This is a genomic window from Microbacterium sp. AC145 (assembly GCF_979258505.1).
In genome coordinates, this window is sequence record NZ_OZ409859.1 from 2,389,905 (window position 1) to 2,408,685 (window position 18,781).

17 protein-coding genes are annotated in these 18,781 nt (G+C 67.8%); 6 read left to right on the plus strand and 11 right to left on the minus strand.

What is annotated here, in order from left to right:
- Positions 1-53: 53 nt before the first annotated feature.
- On the plus strand, positions 54-1,025 hold the full coding sequence (locus ACZZZN_RS11610; RefSeq protein WP_463505295.1) for a cation diffusion facilitator family transporter: 972 nt from the start codon (positions 54-56) through the stop codon (positions 1,023-1,025).
- A 22-nt stretch (positions 1,026-1,047) separates the two neighbouring features.
- Here ACZZZN_RS11610 and tadA read toward each other — a convergent pair whose 3' ends face one another.
- Entirely contained in the window at positions 1,048-1,503 is a 456-nt protein-coding gene (gene tadA, locus ACZZZN_RS11615) for a tRNA adenosine(34) deaminase TadA (RefSeq protein ID WP_463505296.1), read from the minus strand.
- An 88-nt stretch (positions 1,504-1,591) separates the two neighbouring features.
- On the opposite strand from tadA, the gene upp reads away from it, so the two are divergent.
- Complete coding sequence (upp, locus tag ACZZZN_RS11620; protein ID WP_056515754.1) at positions 1,592-2,224, plus strand: uracil phosphoribosyltransferase; 633 nt, start codon at positions 1,592-1,594, stop codon at positions 2,222-2,224.
- A gap of 73 nt (positions 2,225-2,297) precedes the next feature.
- Here upp and ACZZZN_RS11625 read toward each other — a convergent pair whose 3' ends face one another.
- Both ACZZZN_RS11625 and nadE read right to left on the minus strand, forming a co-directional pair.
- Positions 2,298-5,768: a TM0106 family RecB-like putative nuclease gene (locus tag ACZZZN_RS11625; protein WP_463505297.1), complete on the minus strand. Its 3,471-nt coding sequence runs from the start codon at positions 5,766-5,768 to the stop codon at positions 2,298-2,300.
- Positions 5,769-5,834: 66 nt separating this feature from the next.
- Entirely contained in the window at positions 5,835-6,653 is an 819-nt protein-coding gene (gene nadE / locus ACZZZN_RS11630; RefSeq protein WP_463505298.1) for an ammonia-dependent NAD(+) synthetase, read from the minus strand.
- Positions 6,654-6,765: 112 nt separating this feature from the next.
- Between nadE and ACZZZN_RS11635 the strand changes: the two genes are divergently transcribed.
- Entirely contained in the window at positions 6,766-7,323 is a 558-nt protein-coding gene (locus tag ACZZZN_RS11635) for a phosphorylase family protein (protein WP_463505299.1), read from the plus strand.
- Positions 7,324-7,383: 60 nt separating this feature from the next.
- Here ACZZZN_RS11635 and ACZZZN_RS11640 read toward each other — a convergent pair whose 3' ends face one another.
- From ACZZZN_RS11640 to ACZZZN_RS11655, 4 genes are all read right to left on the minus strand, one after another.
- Positions 7,384-10,380: an AAA family ATPase gene (locus tag ACZZZN_RS11640; protein WP_463505300.1), complete on the minus strand. Its 2,997-nt coding sequence runs from the start codon at positions 10,378-10,380 to the stop codon at positions 7,384-7,386.
- A gap of 4 nt (positions 10,381-10,384) precedes the next feature.
- Positions 10,385-11,539, minus strand: coding sequence for an exonuclease SbcCD subunit D (locus tag ACZZZN_RS11645; protein ID WP_463505301.1), 1,155 nt, complete (start codon positions 11,537-11,539; stop codon positions 10,385-10,387).
- Positions 11,540-11,805: 266 nt separating this feature from the next.
- Complete coding sequence (locus ACZZZN_RS11650) at positions 11,806-12,270, minus strand: DIP1984 family protein (protein ID WP_463505302.1); 465 nt, start codon at positions 12,268-12,270, stop codon at positions 11,806-11,808.
- A 55-nt stretch (positions 12,271-12,325) separates the two neighbouring features.
- Positions 12,326-12,634 (minus strand): GNAT family N-acetyltransferase, encoded by a 309-nt coding sequence (locus ACZZZN_RS11655; protein ID WP_463505303.1) that lies wholly within the window; start codon positions 12,632-12,634, stop codon positions 12,326-12,328.
- 325 nt (positions 12,635-12,959) lie between these two features.
- On the opposite strand from ACZZZN_RS11655, the gene ACZZZN_RS11660 reads away from it, so the two are divergent.
- From ACZZZN_RS11660 to ACZZZN_RS11670, 3 genes are read left to right on the plus strand one after another with little or no spacing between them, the layout of a single operon-like run.
- Positions 12,960-13,664: a winged helix-turn-helix domain-containing protein gene (locus ACZZZN_RS11660; RefSeq protein ID WP_463505304.1), complete on the plus strand. Its 705-nt coding sequence runs from the start codon at positions 12,960-12,962 to the stop codon at positions 13,662-13,664.
- Between the two features lie 34 nt (positions 13,665-13,698).
- The gene (locus tag ACZZZN_RS11665; protein ID WP_463505305.1) at positions 13,699-14,658 is read left to right on the plus strand and encodes a DNA-3-methyladenine glycosylase family protein; all 960 of its coding nucleotides are present in this window, start codon (positions 13,699-13,701) and stop codon (positions 14,656-14,658) included.
- Between the two features lie 34 nt (positions 14,659-14,692).
- The gene (locus ACZZZN_RS11670; protein WP_463505306.1) at positions 14,693-14,890 is read left to right on the plus strand and encodes a hypothetical protein; all 198 of its coding nucleotides are present in this window, start codon (positions 14,693-14,695) and stop codon (positions 14,888-14,890) included.
- Positions 14,891-14,926: 36 nt separating this feature from the next.
- Here the strand turns inward: ACZZZN_RS11670 and ACZZZN_RS11675 are convergent, their stop codons facing one another.
- The 4 genes from ACZZZN_RS11675 to ACZZZN_RS11690 are packed head-to-tail and all read right to left on the minus strand — an operon-like array spanning position 14,927 to position 18,750.
- On the minus strand, positions 14,927-15,682 hold the full coding sequence (locus ACZZZN_RS11675) for an iron ABC transporter ATP-binding protein (RefSeq protein ID WP_463505307.1): 756 nt from the start codon (positions 15,680-15,682) through the stop codon (positions 14,927-14,929).
- Positions 15,679-16,704, minus strand: coding sequence for an iron chelate uptake ABC transporter family permease subunit (locus ACZZZN_RS11680; RefSeq protein WP_463505308.1), 1,026 nt, complete (start codon positions 16,702-16,704; stop codon positions 15,679-15,681). Before ACZZZN_RS11680 ends, ACZZZN_RS11675 begins: the two co-directional genes overlap by 4 nt.
- The gene (locus ACZZZN_RS11685) at positions 16,697-17,701 is read right to left on the minus strand and encodes an iron chelate uptake ABC transporter family permease subunit (protein WP_463505309.1); all 1,005 of its coding nucleotides are present in this window, start codon (positions 17,699-17,701) and stop codon (positions 16,697-16,699) included. Before ACZZZN_RS11685 ends, ACZZZN_RS11680 begins: the two co-directional genes overlap by 8 nt.
- A gap of 56 nt (positions 17,702-17,757) precedes the next feature.
- A complete protein-coding gene (locus ACZZZN_RS11690; protein ID WP_463505310.1) occupies positions 17,758-18,750 on the minus strand; it encodes a siderophore ABC transporter substrate-binding protein in 993 nt (330 codons plus the stop codon).
- Positions 18,751-18,781 lie beyond the last annotated feature (31 nt).

Sequence of the window (18,781 nt, forward strand, 5' to 3'; positions counted from 1 at the left end):
TCCTACGGCGGGCGCACCCGGCGACAGCGGGCATGCCGATCTAGACTCGTCGCATGAGTGCATCGGGCGGCAGCAAGGCGATCATCGCGGCATTCCTGGCGAACCTGGGTATCGCTCTCGCGAAGTTCGTCGCCTGGGCCCTCTCCGGGTCGGCGTCGATGCTCGCGGAGGCCATCCACTCGGTCGCCGATTCCGGCAATCAGCTGCTGCTCATGCTGGGCGGCCGGAAGGCGAGGCGCGAGGCCGACCGCGCCCATCCGTTCGGATACGGTCGCGAGCGCTACGTCTACGCATTCGTGGTCTCGATCATCCTCTTCTCCGTCGGTGGCCTGTTCGCGATCTATGAAGCGATCGACAAGCTCACCCATCCTCACGAACTCGATCAGACCTGGTGGTGGCTCCCACTCGTCGTGCTCGTGGTCGCGATCGGACTCGAATCCTTCTCGCTGCGCACCGCGGTCAAGGAGAGCAACCTCGTCCGCGACAAGGGCCAGTCGTGGGTGTCGTTCGTCCGGCGTGCGAAGGCACCTGAGCTGCCCGTCGTGCTCCTCGAAGATGTCGGGGCGCTGACCGGACTCACCTTCGCGCTGCTCGGCGTCGGCCTCACCGTCATCACCGGAAACCCGGTCTTCGACGCACTCGGCACTCTGATGATCGGCATCCTGCTCGTGCTGATCGCGATCGTGCTCGGCATTGAGACCAAGAGCCTGCTCGTCGGCGAAGGTGCCACTCCGGCCGACCACGACCGGATCGTCGACGCCATCAACGCCGGCGACGAGATCGAGAAGATCATCCACATGAAGACTCTCTACCTCGGACCCGATGAGCTGATGGTCGCGGCGAAGATCGCTCTCAACGCCGACAAGCCGCTGCGCGAGGCGGCGGTCGACATCGATGCGATCGAAGCCCGCATCCGCGAGGCCGTTCCGACTGCCCGGGTCATCTACATCGAGCCCGACGTCTACCGACCGTCGCTCGACCCCGAGCCCTCGACCGACGTGTTCGTGCTCAAGTCATCCGACTAGGCGGGGTCGCTCTTCGTCGGCCTCAGCGTCGTTGCTCGAAGAAGTCGCGCAACAGAGCGGTGGCGGCGTCCGCATCGACCCCACCGATGACCTCTGCCCGATGAGGAAGGCGCCGGTCGCGGAGCACGTCGTACATGGATCCTGCGGCGCCCGCCTTCTCGTCCCAGGCGCCGAACACCACGCGCCCGATGCGAGCCTGCAGGATCGTCCCCGCGCACATGATGCAGGGCTCGAGCGTCACCACGAGAGTGTGCCCGTCAAGGTTCCATGAGCCGACGGATGCCGCCGCGGCGCGCAGCGCCTCGACCTCGGCGTGACCGGTCGGATCATGCGTCGCTTCGCGGTTGTTGCGGCCCTCGGCGACGATTCGTCCCTCAGCGTCGAGCACCACGGCGCCGACCGGGATCTCGGATGCCGCCGCGGCTTCGGCCGCGAGCTCGAGCGCACGGGCCATCGCGATCTGGTCGGCGGTGGTCATGCGTCGAGCCTACCGACGGCCGCCCTCGTCGGGCGCCCTCGTCGCATCCGATGTCGTGCGCGGGCTCCCGGCGCATTAGCCTGTATCCATGCGTGTTCACGTCGCCGACCACCCTCTCGTCACTCACAAGCTGTCGGTCCTGCGCGACCACCGCACACCTTCTCCGGTCTTCCGTCAGCTGACCGAGGAGCTGGTGACTCTGCTCGCGTACGAGGCGACGCGCAACGTGAAGGTGAGCCCGATCGAGATCACCACGCCGGTGACGACGACCATGGGCGTGAAGATCTCGGAACCGCGCCCGATCGTGGTGCCCATCCTGCGCGCGGGTCTCGGCATGCTCGAGGGGCTCGTCAAGCTGCTGCCGACCGCCGAGGTCGGGTTCCTCGGCATGGTGCGTGACGAGACGACGTTCGAGCCGACGACCTACGCCGAGCGTCTTCCCGACGATCTGAGTGACCGCCAGTGCTTCGCGATCGACCCGATGCTGGCCACCGGCGGCTCGCTGGCCGCGGCGATCCAGTTCCTCTTCGACCGCGGGGCCAAGGACGTCACGGCGATCTGCCTGCTGGGCACTCCCGAGGGCGTCGCCGCGATCGAGGCGCTCGTCGGCGACCGCGACGTCACGCTCGTTCTCGGTGCACTTGATGAGCGCCTGAATGAGAAGGGCTACATCGTGCCCGGCCTCGGCGATGCCGGCGACCGCCTGTACGGAACCGTCTGACTCCGCTCGACGCGAATCCTCGTGGCATCCGTCCTCACGATGCCGCGAAGGAACGTGCCGCGTCACGGCTGCGTCAGTCTGCCGCGCCGACGAGACGGGCGAAGGCGCTCATCCGAGCGACTCCCTCCGGAGTGCGCGGGAGATCGTCGAGCAGTGCCGGGGAGTGGATCAGGTACGCCGCGACCTGAGCCCGCGAGATCGCCACGTTGAGTCGGTTCTGCAGCAGGAGGAACTCGGGACCGCGAGGGGCATCGCGACCGCTCGATGCGGCGAGCGACGTGATCGAGACCACCGCCTCCTTGCCCTGGAAATTGTCGACCGTACCGACCGGCACATCGGGATAGCCTGCCGTCGCGAGCGCGTCGAGAACCAGCTGACGCTGCGCGTTGTACGGCGCGACCACGATGATGTCCTTCTGAGCGAGGGGCCTGGTCGTGGCATCGTCGTCATTGTCCGTGAACGTGCGGCCGAGGAGATCTCTCACCAGCGCCACGACCTGTGCCGCCTCTTCGGGTGACTGCGTGGCGTTTCCGCGATGCCTCAGCGGGACGATGTGCAGCCCGGGGTCGATCCCCTCGAGCGATCTCCGCTCCGTGCCCGGCGCCGAGGCGAGCTGCCCCGCGTAGGCGAGCTTCGACACGGGAGCCGCCACGAACGGATGCATGCGCCACGACCTCGCCAGGAAGTAGCCGTAGTCGGGCCCGACGACGGCATCGCCGTCCATGACCCATCCGAGCGCCGACGTGTCGACCGGCTCGGGGTGTGCGCCCTGGCTGACCTGAGGAAGTTGCTGCGGGTCTCCGAGGAGCAGCAGCCGCTGTGCCCCCGCGGCGACCGCGATCGTCGACGCGAGGGAGAACTGACCCGCTTCATCGACCACGAGCAGATCGAGGCCGCCTCGGGCGACGCGGGACGTGTTGCTGAAATCCCAGGCCGTGCCTCCGACGACCGCGCCGTGCTGCGCGTGCTCGCCGAGGAACGACGCCATGCCGTTCTTCGGGATCACCGTGTAGGACGGGTCAGCCGAGGGATCCTTCGGCGCCTTCGCGACCTGCGCGGCAGGAACACCGTCGGCCACGACCCGCTCGAGCAGGTTCTCGATGATCGCGTGCGACTGCGCGACCACTCCGACGGTGAAGCCGTGGTCTCTGACGAGGCGCGCGATCACCTGTGAGCCGGTATACGTCTTGCCCGTGCCCGGAGGGCCCTGCACGGCGAGATAGCTGCGGTCGAGATCGAGGACGCCGCGAACGATCGCGTCGATCGTGTCGACACCACTCGCCGGCAGCGCATCTCCCGAGATCGTGCGCGGCGGAATCCGACGCAGGATGTCGGTCGCCGCGTCGCGCGGGAACGCCGGTGCCGCAGCGTGCACGGTATCGGCCCACTCGTCGATCGCGCCCTGCAACGCGACCACGCGCGGCGGAGCAGCCGGAGTCAGAGCGAGCGGCAGCTCATCCCAGGTCTGCCCCTGGATCGCCGTCTCGGCGATCAGGTAGCCGTCATCGAGCACCTCGGTGACCGTGACCGTGTGCGGGACGTGCACGGCGCGAGACGGGACCTCGGTGTCGAAGGGCGCGGGTACGGGATAGAGCGCGAACGGCTGGGCCCCGGCACCGAGGGTGGTGCCCGGCGACACCTCGCCGCGGATCTCGATGTCGCGCGACATCACCCGACGCCCCTCTGCGATGCTCCAGTCCCGCTGCACGATCGACGTGCTGCGGTCGATCCGCACCACGTCTCGAGTACCGTCCCACATCGTGACGGGCTCACGGAGCCGCTGGAAATGCGAGACCCAGAAGCTCTTCGCCTCGCGCGGGAAGTAGTCGATCGCGGCGGCCGCGATGCGATGCACCTGCCCGTCTTCGCCCGCCGCGACCGCGCGCTCGGCGTCGGCGAGCAGGGCCACCGACCGCGGAGAGGGCTCGTAGATCACCTCGTCGGCCTCATCGGGCGGCGCGGGGTTCACCCCCTCCTTCTTCGCGATCTCGATCAGCCAGTTGCGCAGGCGTCTGGTCGACACGCAGTCATACCGGTTGTAGTCGGCAAGGTCGGCGTAGACCGCCTCGGCCTCCGTCTGCTCCCCCGCGGCGGCGAACTCACGCGCCGCGACGTACTGCACGATCGAGTCGTCGCCCTTCTGAACGTCGCTCGTGCGCACTTCTTCGCCCATGTACAGAGGCTCGAGCTTCTTGATCGAATACGACCTGGATCCCACCCGCACGGTGCGCAGCACCAGTGGATAGAGGTCGACGAACACCCCCTCGCGCAGCAGCCGGTCGACCTCCCCCTCGCGCACGCCGTGTCGCGCCGCCATGGCAACCAGGTGCGAGGTCTCGTAGGGGGCGTAGTGGTAGATGTGCATGCCCGGATGCGCTGTCCGTCGCACCTTCACGAAGTCGAGGAATCGTTCGAAAGCCTCACGCTCCGCGGCGAAGTCATGGGCCCACAAGGCCGAGTACTGGTCTGCGTTGTCGACCCATCCGAAGAGGTAGTCGATGCCCCAATGAGCCTCGCCGTTCGCCGCGGGTTCGGTGTAGAGCGGGTCGCCCTCGAAGTCGAAGAAGATGTCGCCGTGGCTCGGCACCGGCAGCGTGTGGATCGCCGCCGCGTAGTGCACGTCATAGGTCGGAACGCCCTCTGCATCCGCCCTCAACTGCAGCTGCGCCTGCGCGCGCAGCGTCTCGAATGTGTCGGTGTTCATGCCGTCGGGAACATCGTTCGCCGCAGCCAGCGCGTCGATCGTCTCGATACCGGCCATACGCAGCCGCGCGCGCTGGACCGGCCGCATCCGCGCGACCATCAGCAGGTCGCGATGCGCGATCACCTGCTCTTCGCAGGTTGCACAGCGCCCGCACGCGACGATCTCGAGATCGCCCCGGTCGTCGCCCCACGCTAGCGCCGCGTCGGCGGACGGGTCGTCGATCATGCGGTCGGCGATCAGCGCGCGCAGCCGCGCCCGCCGCACCTGGAACAGGGGAAGCAGATCGTCTACGGCGTGCGTGCTGGTCGACCCGTCGCCGAGCAGGAGGTCGACCTCGTCGGACCGAGGGATTCCGAGCCGGTCGAGCTGGTCGACGTATGCCGCAAGCTGCATGAGCGCGGTGACCCTGGCCTTGCGGGCGAGCTTGGAATCCTGCACCCGCCAACGCCCGTCGTCGTCGCGCTTGAGGAAGTCGGCGAATCCGACGAACTCGGGGGTCGCGAACGCAGCTTGGAAAACGACGACGGCGTCGGACCCGAGCGCCCCAACCGTCTCGTCGACAGCTGCAGCGAGAGCCTCGGCGTCGACCGACGAGACCTTCTCGATGCGGTGCACCCGATCGTCGCCGAGCTCGTCGATGTACCGCGCGAGGACGTTCTGCTCGTGGACGTCGCCGAGCAGCGCAGCGCGCGCCAGTGTCGCGTCTTCAGGCTCTTCGACGGCCGGCACGCGGCCGAGCTTGGCGTCGATCGCCCGGCACCACGCGAACTCGCATTCGGCGGCCGCCTTGAGGTCGCTCGCGCTCCAGATGACGCGCTGCGCCTGAGTGTCGATCCGCACGATGCTCCCGTTCTCTCGGATGCTTCGACACTAGCCGCGGCATCCGACACGGGCCCGAAGCCGCGGTCAGCGCCACCAGGTATCGTCGGGGGTCACCGGGAGATTGCGCTTGTGCTGTGTGGCGAGATAGCGGGATTCGATGCGACCCGCGACGTCGGGGTCGACCTCACGCCCTTCGAGGAAGTCGTCGATCTGCTCGTAGGTGAGTCCGAGTTCGTCCTCATCCGCGCGGCCGGGCTGGCCGTCGAGGAGGTCGGCGGTCGGCACCTTATAGGCCAGACGATCGGGCGCTCCGAGCAGCAGGAGCAAGGAGCGCCCCTGTCGCTTGCTGAGACCTGACAGGGGCAGGATGTCGGCCGCTCCGTCGCCGAACTTCGTGTAGAAGCCGGTCACGGCCTCGGCCGCGTGGTCGGTGCCGATGACGAGCAGTCCGTCGTGACCCGCCAGTGCATACTGCGTCACCATGCGCACGCGCGCCTTGATGTTGCCACGGTTGAAGTCGCTGACGTCGCTCGTGACGGCGAATTCGATGTCCTCTTCGACACCGTCGACACCGTTCTGGATGTTGACCTCGACTGAGGCGTCCGGCGCGATGAACTCGAGCGCGGCCTCGGCATCCGCGGCATCCTTCTGCACCCGATAGGGCAGCCGCACCGCGAGGAACTTCGCCTCTCCGCCTTCGGCGCGCACGCGCTCGACCGCGAGCTGCGCCAGACGACCGGCGAGGGTCGAGTCCTGGCCGCCGGAGATGCCGAGGACGAAGCCCTTCGTGCCGGTGGCGCGCAGGTAGTCGACGAGAAAGCCCACGCGGTTCTCCACCTCGACTGCGGGGTCGATCTCGGGCTTCACACCGAGTGCTTCAGAGATCTGCTGCTGCAGTGTCATTTCTTCCTCCGGTCTACCCGACGTCAGTATCCTCCCCCAGTGTTACATCGAGATGACGTCGACCGCACGCGCGCGACTTCGCCACACCCGTTCCACCTGGCAGGATGGCTGGGTGAAACTTCTCGTCGCAGCCATGGCCTCCGAACTCGCAGCGTTCCCGGAGGAGCTCGAGGGATTCGACCAGCTCGTCACCGGCGAAGGCAAGATGCAGGCGGTGTTCGCCCTGACCCGCGCGCTCGATGCCCAGGAGTATTCCGAGGTCGTGGTCGTCGGGACCGCGGGCGGCATCGACCCCGCACTCGAAGCGACGGTGCACGAGATCGGCAGCGCGCTGCAGCATGACGTGTTCGATCTCGACGGGGTCGCCGGGCAGCACGTCTCGCTGCCCGCACGCGTCTCCACGGGCCGCGAGGGCGTGCTGATCGCCACCGGTGACAGCTTCGTCGGCGATGCCGGGATCACCGCCGTCATCCGACCGTCCGGCGCAGGGCTGGTCGACATGGAGACCTACGCCTACATCTGGGTGGCCGAGCAGTTCGGGGTTCCGATCCGTGCGTTCCGCGCGATCTCGGACCGGGCAGAAGACGGCGCGCTCGTCGACTTCCGCGAGGCGATCGCACGCTGCAGCGTGCAGCTGCGAGAAGTGATCCGCCGAGAGTACGGCGTCTGAGACCGGTCGAAGTCCGACCCCGCGATGTCGGCGACGGACGGGGAGGATACGGTCGGAGGATCAGCGCGCTTCGATGACGCTCGGCCCCTCCGACGTCGCACGCACTCGCAGCTGAGCCGGGATCTGCTCCTGCATCGCCTCGACGTGACTGATCACACCCACGGTGCGGCCTCCCTGTCTGAGCTCGTCGAGTGTGCGCATCGCGACGTCGAGGGTGTCGCCGTCGAGCGAACCGAACCCCTCATCGATGAAGAGGGTGTCGAGCCGGATGCCGCCGGCGCGCGCTGTGACGACCTCGGCGAGTCCCAGCGCCAGGGCGAGAGAGCTCAGAAAGGTCTCTCCGCCTGATAGCGACTGCGCGGGACGCGTCTGCCCGGTGAACGCGTCGAACACGACGATGCCCAGGCCCGACGCTGCTCCGCGAGCGGCGAGCGCGTCGGAGTGGCGCAGTTGGTAACGCCCTGTCGACATGTCTCCGAGTCGACGGTTCGCCGCATCGACGATCTCTTCGAGCTCGGCTGCCAGCACGAATGTCTCGAGTGTCATCTTGCGGGTGTTCGCCCCGCGTCCTGCGATCGTGTCGGCGAGGCCGCGGAGCACTTCGTAGTCGGCGGCTTCGGCTGCGGTGCGGGCATGCTCTGCGGCCGCGGCCTCGATGATCGCGCTGAGCTGCTCGGCGACACCCGTCGCACGCCCTGCTTCATCGACCGCCGCGGACCAGCGCTGCCGCGCTGTGAGCGACGTCAGCTCAGCGGGGCCGAGATCGATCGTCTCCTCCGGAAGTGTGCGGAGCTCCAGCGGGAGGAGGATCGCACGCTCCGTCTCCTTCTCGACCGTGTGCGCCGTGATGCGGCTCTCGAGCGCCGTCTGCGCGGGGGTGGAGCGCAGCGCGGACTCGACCGCAGCGACTCCGTCGAACTCGGATGCCTCGAGAGCCGCATCCCGCTCGACCCGCGCAGCTGTCGCCGCCGCAGCTCTGCGCTCTCGTTCCGCGGCCGCCTCGACCAGGGCCACAGCGTCGCGGACCTCGGCGAGTGTCGCCGCGAGCCTGTCGGCCACGGAGTCGTACGGTCCCCGCGCGTCGGCGATCGCCCTTCGCGCCTCCTCGATCCGCTGGGACACGAGCGCGTGCGCTTCTCGCGCCGCGGCCAGCGCTGCAGAATCACGCTCGCGGTCGCCATCGAGACGACGGATGCGTTCGACCAGAGCGTCGCGCTGGTGTTCGAGTACGTCCTGTCGTGCTGACGCCTCCGTGCTCTCCGTATGAGCGGTCATGGCTGCGGTGAGCTCCGCGACCGCCTCGTCGACTTCTCTCCCGTCTGCGCGGGTCATCGCGGCGGCGAGTTCGGCGCGAAGCGTGGACACTGACTCCGCGGCGTCGCGCTCACGTCGCGCGAGGTCATCGCGCGCGGACTCGGCCTCGTCCACGTCATCCGCCGAAACCGGATCGGCGTGCACAGCAGGAGCCGGATGCTCGTGCGATCCGCACACCGGGCACGCATCGCCGTCGTTCAGGGAGCCGGCCAGCTCGCCCGCGAACCCGTCGAGACGCCGCTGCCTGAGCTGGGCGAGGGCGGTCTGGGCGGCGGCCAGCGCGAGGCTCGCCTCGGTGAGAGCGCGGTCGGCATCGGTGCGGGCGGCTTCCAGACGGACAGCCTCGAGCGCTGCGGCATGCCGCACTGCGGCAGCGTCTCGTGCTGCGGCGAGGTCGGCCTCACGGTCGGCGAGCTGTCTGGCGGCGTCGCGCGCGATCGTGAGGGTCTCCAGCTGGGCGGGGAGCTCGACGCGATCGGCCTCTGCCGCCTCGACGCGCGCTGCGGCCACCAGGACTGCCTCAGAGGCTGCGGCGAGCTCGGCATCGAGTGCGGAGGCCGTCCGTTCCAGCTCCGCTGCGCGCTGCCACGCGCCCGTCTGCCTGGTGCGCTCGGCGACCCAATCCACAAGGTCGTCCACGCCGATCTCACGCGCCTCCCAGGCCGCGCGTGCTCGCGTCTCGGCGTCGGCAGCAGCGTCGAGGGCCGACGCCGCGGTCGCCGCTGCGGCGATCGGAGCTCGCAGCAGCTCCGCGGCCCTGGCATCGTGCAGTTCCCTGCGCGCGTCTGCGATCTGTGGCCCTTCGGCATCGAGACGATCGAGCGCCACTCTCGCCCGATCCCGCTCGATCTGAGCCCGCTGCTCGTCGCGCAGGGTCGCGAGGGCGGCATCTGCGGCTTCCGACTGCTTCTCCGTGTCGAGGCGCTCGGCGGCACGACGCTCGGCCCGGTAGTCGGCACGAGCCTTCGCACGCCGCAGACTCTCGAGGCGCTCGTCGGTGGTCACCGCGAGAGGCTCTTCGTATGTCGAACCCGTCTCGTCTGCCTGCGCCTCGCTGTCGCGCCGGAGGTCGGCGCCGTCGACCAGCCGCTGCGCTTCGTCGAGGCGCGCGGTCACCGTGGCCAGCCGCGCACCGAGGGCATGCTCAGCGGCCTTGCGTCGCTCGTCGAAGCGCGCTTGCACGTCTTCGAACCGCTGGGTGCCGAACAGCCGTCGCAGCAGTGCCTGCCGGTCTTTGCTGCCGGCCAGCAGGAACTCCGAGAATCGGTTCTGCGCGAGCAGGATCACCTGAAGGAACTGCTCGCGGCTGAGTTGCAGGATGTCATCGAGCTCGAGGGCCGCGTCGCGCTCTCTCGCGGCCAACCCCACCCATTCACCACCGACGAGTGTGTCGAGCTGCACGGCGGCGGGCTGCATCGTCATGCCTCCCCCGCGCTTCTTCGGCCGCTCGTATTCGGGAGAACGCGTGACCCGGTACCGACCTGCCGAGGTGCTGAACTCCACCAGGACCTCGGTCACATCGTCGGGTTCGCAGTGATCGCTGCGGACCCGCTTCTCTCCGCCCTCGTACCGGGGAACACCACCGTAGAGCGCGAAGCACACAGCATCGAGGATGCTCGACTTACCGGCACCGGTACGCCCGGCGATCAGGAAGATGCCGTCGTCTGCGAACGCATCGAAATCCACATCCTGACGCTCGCGGAACGGGCCGAACCCTTCGACCTCCAGACGATGCAGCTGCATCGGACTAGATCAGGGCTTCCGCGCGCACGCGGTCATCGAGGATCTCGTGGATCAGTTCGTCTTCGCGCTCACTCGCGCCGTGCCCCGAGCGGACGTGTTCGAGGAAGGCCTCGATACGCTGCGCGTCGGTGACGGCGCCGCGCAGCCGGTCGACGTAGGAGCGTTCGGTCTTCTCCACCGTCTCGGACGGCTGATGCTGCACCATGGCGCAGTGCGGGTAACGCTCGCGCAGCCGCCGCATCGGCTCGGTCTGCGCCAGCGCATCAGTGTAGATCGCACAGACCCAGTCGTCGGCGTGCGCTACGACGTTCTCTGCGGACAGGATCTCGTCGAGGGGTCCGGTGATCGTCACGAGTCTGCGCGGCACGGGCAGATCCAGCCATTCGACCGATGTCAGACCCGTCGCATCGAGGTCGACCAGCCACGAGCCCCGCGGCTTGTCCTGTTCGCCGAAGCTGTAGTGCAGAGGGGCCCCCGAGTACCGCACCCGTTCACTGATCTGCTGGCGACCGTGAATGTGTCCGAGCGCGACGTAATCAGGGCCGTCGAACACCGCGAGAGGCACGACGTCGAGTCCTCCCTGACGCACCTCGCGCTCCAGCCCGGCCGTGGGGTCGACCCCCGCCGCGAAGCAGTGCGCGATCGCCACGGAACGACCGGGGTTCTGCTGAAGTGCCCCGCGGACGATGTCCATGGCGTGCGCGAGCGTCTGTGCCTGCGTGCGCAGCTCGGCATCGCCCCAATGCTGCCTCACGATGGCCGGCTCGAGATACGGGATGCCGAAGAACTGCACAGGCCCGTCTTCGTCGGTCACGGTGACCGGCTCACCGATCGCGAGCGGATCGGTGAGCACGTGGATGCCGTCGCGCAGCAGGCGCGCCTGGAATCCCAGACGGGCGGCAGAGTCGTGGTTGCCGCTGGTGACGATCACGCGAGCGCCGGTCTCGTGCAGGGCGACCAGCGCATCGCCGAGAAGCGTGTAGGCGGCACCGGCAGGCGTCGCGGAGTCGAACACGTCACCGGCCACCACGACGACGTCGACCGAGTTCTCCCGCACCTGCTCGGTGAGCGCCCCGAGCACCTCGGCCAGCGCGTCCATGGTCGAGTTGCCATGGAAGGTGCGGCCGATGTGCCAGTCGGAGGTGTGCAGGATTCGCATGTTCACACGCTACGAACCACCACCGACATTCGGTCCGAGGCGTGCCGCTGAACGGTGAGGAGATACCGAGGAAAGGAGCGGAAGGTCCCCTGACCCACCCTCGTCGCGCCGATCGACACGTGGTGATGCACCGTGCTCATGCGCGGTCACCTGTGTGGGGTGCGGGGCTGCGCGATGCGAATCTGGGCTGCCCTCCGCCCGACAGGGCCGGAATTGCCCCTCCGGCTGGGGGTGTGTCCGCCTCGACGCGACTACCGACTTCCGCTCTATTCCTCCAGTTCGTGGGTCCAGTTCGCCTGCTGGATCCGGTTGTCGAGCTCACGCAGCTCCTTCGCCGCCGCATCCGCCTGTGCCCGCAGATCGGCGACGGGCAGCGCGGCCAGTTGCCGGAGCTCCGATCGCATCTGGCGGAACACGGTCGATGCGCCGGATGCCGCCGCGGCGGCATCCACCAGCAGCGAGTGCCGGAGCCGAAGCACATCCCGCGCGGCGAGCGCGTCGGTCATGGTGCCGTCGACGCCCAGCTCGAGTCGGGAGTTGGTCGCGTTGATCCGGCGGATCAGCTCGCGCAGCCGTGCGAGATCGGCATCCGCTTCCACGAGCAGAGCAGCGGCATCCTCCGCCGGCTCCTCACCCTCCTGGTACCGCGCGTTCGCCGTGATGCGGACACGCAGCTGCTCGATCCGGCGCTGCAGATCGGCACGGGCGGTGAGGGCCTCGGCGAGTTTCATGCAGTCATCCTCGCAGAGCGACACCGTGTAACACAGCGTCACACGGTCTGAAGGGTCACCGTGAGCGCAACAGGGCGGCGTGATCGGGGTGAGCGGCGAACCAGTCAGCGACATACCAGCACACCGCGTCGACCTTGCGATCTCCGCGCGCTTCGATGTCGGCGACGGCGCCCTCGACGACCGCTCCCGCGTAACCGTGGCCACGGAAAGTCGGGACTGTGAAGGCCCGTGTCAGGGCGATCGTGTTCCCGTCGTCGCGATAGTCGAGCACACTGACGAGCTGCCCGTCGCGAACCAGCGTGTACCGCGAGGCGTCTCTCTCGTCGGTGAGGATGAACCCGGATGCCAAGGATGAAGTGCTCACCTGCCTCACGTTACGCCCAGATCCTTTACGAATGACCGTTTTGACACGCCCGGACTTCTTGCGACATAATCCCCCCATGACTACCAACGCAAGCCCTTTGTCCGCCCAGGAGGCGAACAGGACTGCCGGGATGATGATGCCCGGTCGCGTTGGCATGTGTTGCCGAATGTGTCGCTGAACGAACAGCCACCCCGTCTGACCTGACCCTCGCGATCTGCGAGATCGGTCTCCGAGCACCCACCCCTGCTCGCTCTCCCGGCTCGCCCGGTCATTCATGCAACGCATCCGAGCCTCTACTGGCTCACATCCTGAGGACTTCATCATCATGTCGAACACCACTCTTCTCGAGCGTCCCTCCCTCGCCACGACCGTCCGCACTGTTCCGGCGCAGACCGATGGGGGCCCGCTCGCCGCAGATCTCCCCGCGGTGCGCTCTCCGCGAGGTTTCGCTCTCTACGTCGGTCTCGATGAGATCAAGGCCGCAGAGGCCGGCGTGAGTCTTCCCCTGCTCGTCGACGCGCTTCGTCGCACTCTCGCCGAGCTCGCTCCCGGCGCCGAGACCCACGCGACGGTCGCCCTCGCACCTCATGGCTCGGGCGGACGCGATCTCGACGTCGTGCGCCTCGCACTGCAGGAGCCCGGAGCCATCGCCCGCACCAAGGCGGCGGCAGAGGAGGAGACGGTCGACGAAGAAGGCGGCGTCGTCGTCGACATCTCCCGCAAGCGCGTGCTGATCGACGGCGAGTCAGCGGCCTTCACCTACAAGGAGTTCGAACTGCTGCAGTACCTCGTGCTTCGCGAAGGGCGCACGATCGAACGCAGCGAATTGGTGTCGGCCCTGTGGCAGGCGCAGGACGACGAGACCCCGGGCGAGCGCACCATCGACGTGCACGTGCGGCGACTGCGCGCCAAGCTCGGCCGCTACGAGGACATCGTGCGCACCGTGCGTGGTATCGGCTATCGCTTCGACCGCCACGCCGACGTCGTCATCCGCTACGGCCACGGCACACCGTCGCCCGACCGCTTCTGAGGCCGGTGTCAGAACCGCGGCGTACCGTGGGGGCATGTCCCTGACCGCTGATGCCGCAGCCGCCGGAGCGTCTGCATCCGCCGTCACGCGCGAGACCGTCTACCGCCCTGCGCACCCGCTCGATCTGCGTCGCACGGTCGGCATGCTCCGCCGCGGGCCTGGTGACCCGACGATGGTCTTCGACGGATCCGTGATCTGGCGGACCGTGCGCACCCCTCACGGCCCTGCGACCATCGCCCTCCGCTCTGTCGGTGCCGACGTGCATGCGACGGCCTGGGGCGCCGGGGCCGATGAGGCCCTCGACACCGTGCCCATGCTCTGCGGAGCTCACGACGATCAGGAGGGATTCGTCCCTGCGCACCACCCCCTCATCGCAGAGGTCGCGCGGCGCACCCCGGGCATCCGTCTGGCGAAGACCGGCGAGGTCTTCGATGCGCTCGCGTGCGCGATCCTCGAGCAGAAGGTCACCGGTCTCGAGGCGTTTCGTGCGTGGCGCGTGCTCGTCACGAAGCATGGGCAGCGCGCCCCCGGTCCCACACCCCGACCGATGCACGCCGCGCCGACGTCAGCCCAGTGGCGGGCGATCCCCTCGTGGGAATGGCACCGAGCCGGTGTTCAGCCTCCGCAGTCCAAGACGATCGTCCGCACGGCGGCACGAGGTGACAGCGTCTCGCGCGCACTGCTCGCTGCCGAGACCGGCGACGACCGCGACCGCGTGCTCACGAGCCTGCCGGGCATCGGAGTCTGGACGTCTGCCGAGACGCGGATCCGGGCGCTCGGAGACCCCGACGCGGTCAGCGTCGGCGACTACCACCTGGCCCACGAGGTCGGCCATGCCCTCACCGGCCACAGGACCGACGACGACGGGATGCTCGAGCTTCTCGCCCCGTGGATGGGGCACCGACAGCGCGTGATCAGACTCATCTTCGCGAGCGGGATCAGCGAGGCGAGGCGTGGCCCGCGCCTGTCACCTGAGGACCATCGGAATCGCTGACCCTCCGGCGCCCCCGGCACTCTAGGCTGAACGCATGTCCCGCAACGCGCTCCGCTTCTCCGTGACCGCAGGGCTGCTCGTCCTCGGCGTCGTGATCGGCCTGATCTTCCAGAACGTCTGGCTCGGCATCCTGCTGGCCGCCATCGTGTGGCTCGGCTGGTTCATCGGATACGAATCTCGACGTGGGCGGAATGCGGGCGTCAACGACGAAGACCACGGCGTCGAACTCTAACGCGGCTCCGACACCGACCGCCCCACCACAGGATCGTCAGTAGTACACCGCGAGGGGTCCGGACGGGCCGTCGACGACCTGCACCGCGGTGTCGAACACGCGGGTCAGCACCTCGTCGGTCATGATCTCGCGAGGCGACCCGAACTCCACCACCTCGCCGTCCTTCATGGCGCAGATGTGATCGGCGTAGTGCCCCGCGAAGTTGATGTCATGCAGCACGATGACGATCGTTCGCCCGAGCTCGTCGGATGCACGCCGCAGGTGCTGCATCATCTGCACCGCGTGCTTCATATCGAGGTTGTTGAGCGGCTCGTCGAGCAGCACGAACTCGGTGTCCTGCGCCAGCACCATCGCGACGTAGGCGCGCTGACGCTGCCCACCCGAGAGCTCGTCGAGATAGCGGCTCTCGAGTTCGCCGAGATCGAGGAAGTCGATGGCGCGGCTCACGATCTCCTCATCCGCCCGGGTCAACCGCCCCCGCGAATGCGGGAAGCGACCGAACCCGACGAGCTGGCGAACGGTGAGCCGAGTGACGAAATGGTTCTCCTGACGCAGCACCGAGACGATCTTCGCCAGGTCCTTCGACTTCGTGGTCGCGACGTCGTATCCGGCGATCTCGATCGCTCCCGCGTCCATCCCGCCGAGCCGGCCGATCATGGTCAGCAGAGTCGATTTGCCCGCGCCGTTCGGACCGATCAGGGCTGTGATGCCGCCCGCCGGGATCTCGAGGTCGACGGGGCCGATCGCGACCTCGCTGCTGTAATCACGGCGGACGCCGTGGAGTGCGATCACAGTCGGCCCTTTCTGAGGATGACGATGAGGAACACGATGCCACCCACGAGCTCGATGAGGATCGACACCATGCCCTGGGCGTAGAAGACGTTCTTCATCACGAAGTACGCACCCGCCAGGATCGTGAAGGCGGTGAGCACCGCGACCGGGAAGATCAGTCGGTGGTCGTGGGTTTCCGCGAACTGATAGGCCAGAGTCGCGACGAGGAACCCGAGGAAGGTCATCGGACCGACGAGCGCGGTCGACGTCGCCATCAGCACAGCGACCAGGAACAGCACGATGTAGAGCTCGCGCTTGTGGTCGAGTCCGAGCGAGCGAGCAGCATCCGATCCCAGCGCCATCACGTTGAGGCGTCGGGAACGCACCCACAGCAGGGCCGAAGCGGCAAGACACAGCGGGATCGCCAGCGGAAGATACGACGCATCGGCATTCGACACGTTGCCGAACAGTCGCGCCGCCAGCACGTCGAACTCGCTGGGGGTGAGCAGACGCTGCATGAAGGTCGAGATCGCGCCGAGTCCCCCGCCGATGATGATCCCGACGAGGAGCATGAGGTGCAGATTGCCGTACCGGCCCGAGAGCAGCCAGCCGTAGAGCGCCATCGCAAGAGCGACCATGATCACGACCTGGAGCCCGAACTGCCAGACGCCCTGGATGGCGACGAGACCTGCGACGCCGAAGAGATAGACGGTGGTGGTCTGCACGACGCGATACAGCGACTCGAAGCCCATGATCGACGGCGTGATGATGCGGTTGTTCGTGACGGTCTGGAAGCTCACCGTCGCGATGGCCTGTGCGATCGCGACCACCACCATGACCGTCACGTTCGTCGCTCGATGCTGCGCGATGCGCCAGAATCCGGCAGAGCCGACCGCCATCGGGTTGTCCCAGGCGAGAAGGCCGAAGGCGAAGATCACCGAGAGCGCGAGGAGGATGCCGAGCACGACGATGTAGCGATGCCGCGCATGCGGTGTGGTGAATGACCCGGACGCGCGGGTGCCGGATTCCAGCGCGCTAGCCACGACGGCGCTGTCTCAGGAGCAGGAGGATGAACACGACTGCGCCGACGACCCCCAGGATCAGCGACACCGGCACCTCGAAGGGCATGATGATCGTGCGCCCGATGATGTCGCAGACCGTGACGATGGCGATGCCGAGAAGGCAGACCCATGGCAGATTGCTGCGCAGATCGTCGCCGCGCACCATCGAGACGATATTAGGGACGATCAGTCCGAGGAACGGCAGGTTGCCGACGACCACGGTGACGACGCCGGTCGTGACGGCGATGAGGGCAGTGCCGAGCAGGATGACCCGGTCGTAGTTCACACCCACGTTCGTCGCGATCTCCTCGCCGAGTCCGGCGATGGTGAGGCGGTCCGCCACGAAGAAGATCACGACCCCCACCAGGGCGACGATCCAGAGCATCTCGTACTGCCCTCGCAGCACCGATGTGAAGCTGCCCGCGAACCAGACGCCGATCGCCTGCAGAGAGTCGGTGGCGAGCGCGAAGTACGTCGACACCGCGCCCACCACGGCGCCCAGCATGATGCCGACGATCGGCACGATCAGCGACGAGGTGAGCGAGACGCGGCGGAGGAAGGCGAAGAACACCATGGTGCCGATGAATGCGGCGACGATCGCACCGACCATGCGCAGCGGTATCGAGGGTTGCGGCACGAGCACCATCACGGTCAGCAGGCCCAGCCCCGCCCACTCCGTCGTGCCGGTGGTGGTCGGCTCGACGAAGCGGTTCTGGGTGAGCAGCTGCATCACGAGGCCAGCCATGGCCATCGCAGCACCCGCGAGCACGAGCGCGATCGTGCGAGGGATGCGGGTGATCTGGAACATCTCGGCGCCGTCGGCGGCACCCGCGATGTCATAGACCCCGGTGAAGAGCGAGACGACGAGGAGTGCGATGACGATGACGACGCCGATCAGCAGCTTCACGTCGAAGAGCCGCCCGGCGGATCGGAGCGGCCGGGCGGAGCGGAGCGAATCGGTGGAGACGAGACGGTTCATGACGGAGCACCGAGTGACGGCATCCGACCGAGAATCGGATGCCGCCACGCCGGGGGTCACTTCTGTGCGGCCTCGAGGGCGTCGGCGAAGTCGTTGAGGAAGGTCGTGTAGGTCTGGATGCCCTCGTTGAGGTACGTGTCGGTGGGCATGTAGACGATCTGCTCGTCGGCGACCGCGGTGACGCCGGCCAGGGCCTCGGAGTTCACGAGGATCTCGGACGCCTGCACGTAGTCGGGCGTCTCGGCGGCGAAGACCGCGTCGCGGTCGAGCACGAGCAGCCAATCAGGGTTCGACGCGGCGATGGCCTCGACCGAGATGTCGTCGCCCTGGTGGTCGTCACTGGCGTCGTCGACCTCGAGAGCAGGAGTGAGGCCGAGGATGTCGTAGATCGGGCCGAGGGATCGTCCGACGGTCGGAGCGAGGTAGCCGATCTCGCCACCCGAGGTGTTGACCGCCATCACGGTGGCCGAATCGTCGTACGCCGCCTTGGCGCGCTCGACCGCCTCGTCGAAGTCGTCGACGAGCGCCTGCGCCTCGTCCTGCTTGCCGAAGATCTCGCCGAGCACGGTGGTCTGCCGCTTCAGCTCCGCGTCGAAGGGCTCGCCGTCGCGCGGCTCGAGGTCGATGATCGTGGCGTCGGGCACCAGATCGGCGATCGCCTCGTTGTGCTGGGTGAAGCGCTGTCCGCTGATGATCAGATCCGGCTCGACGGCGACGATCGCCTCGAGGTTCGGCTCGCTGTGGAGTCCGATGTCGACGATGGACTCGTCATCGAGGTACGAGACGGTGTCGGGCATGAGGGCGACCGCGCCGGCTGCGAGCTCGACTCCCCAGTCGGACAGAGTCTGGAAGGTGCGGTTGTCGAGGGCCACGACGGATGCCGGAGGCGTCGCGATCTCATGTTCGCCGGTGTTGTCCTCGATCGTGACCGATGTCGCAGCGGCTTCCGTCTCTTCCGGTTCGGCCTCGGCTGCGGTGGAGCACCCTGCGAGGGCGAGAAGGCCGACGATGCCGACGCTCGTAGCGGTGAGGATTCTGGGCACGGACATGGAGAGACTCCTGTTCTGCGGTGTGGAAACG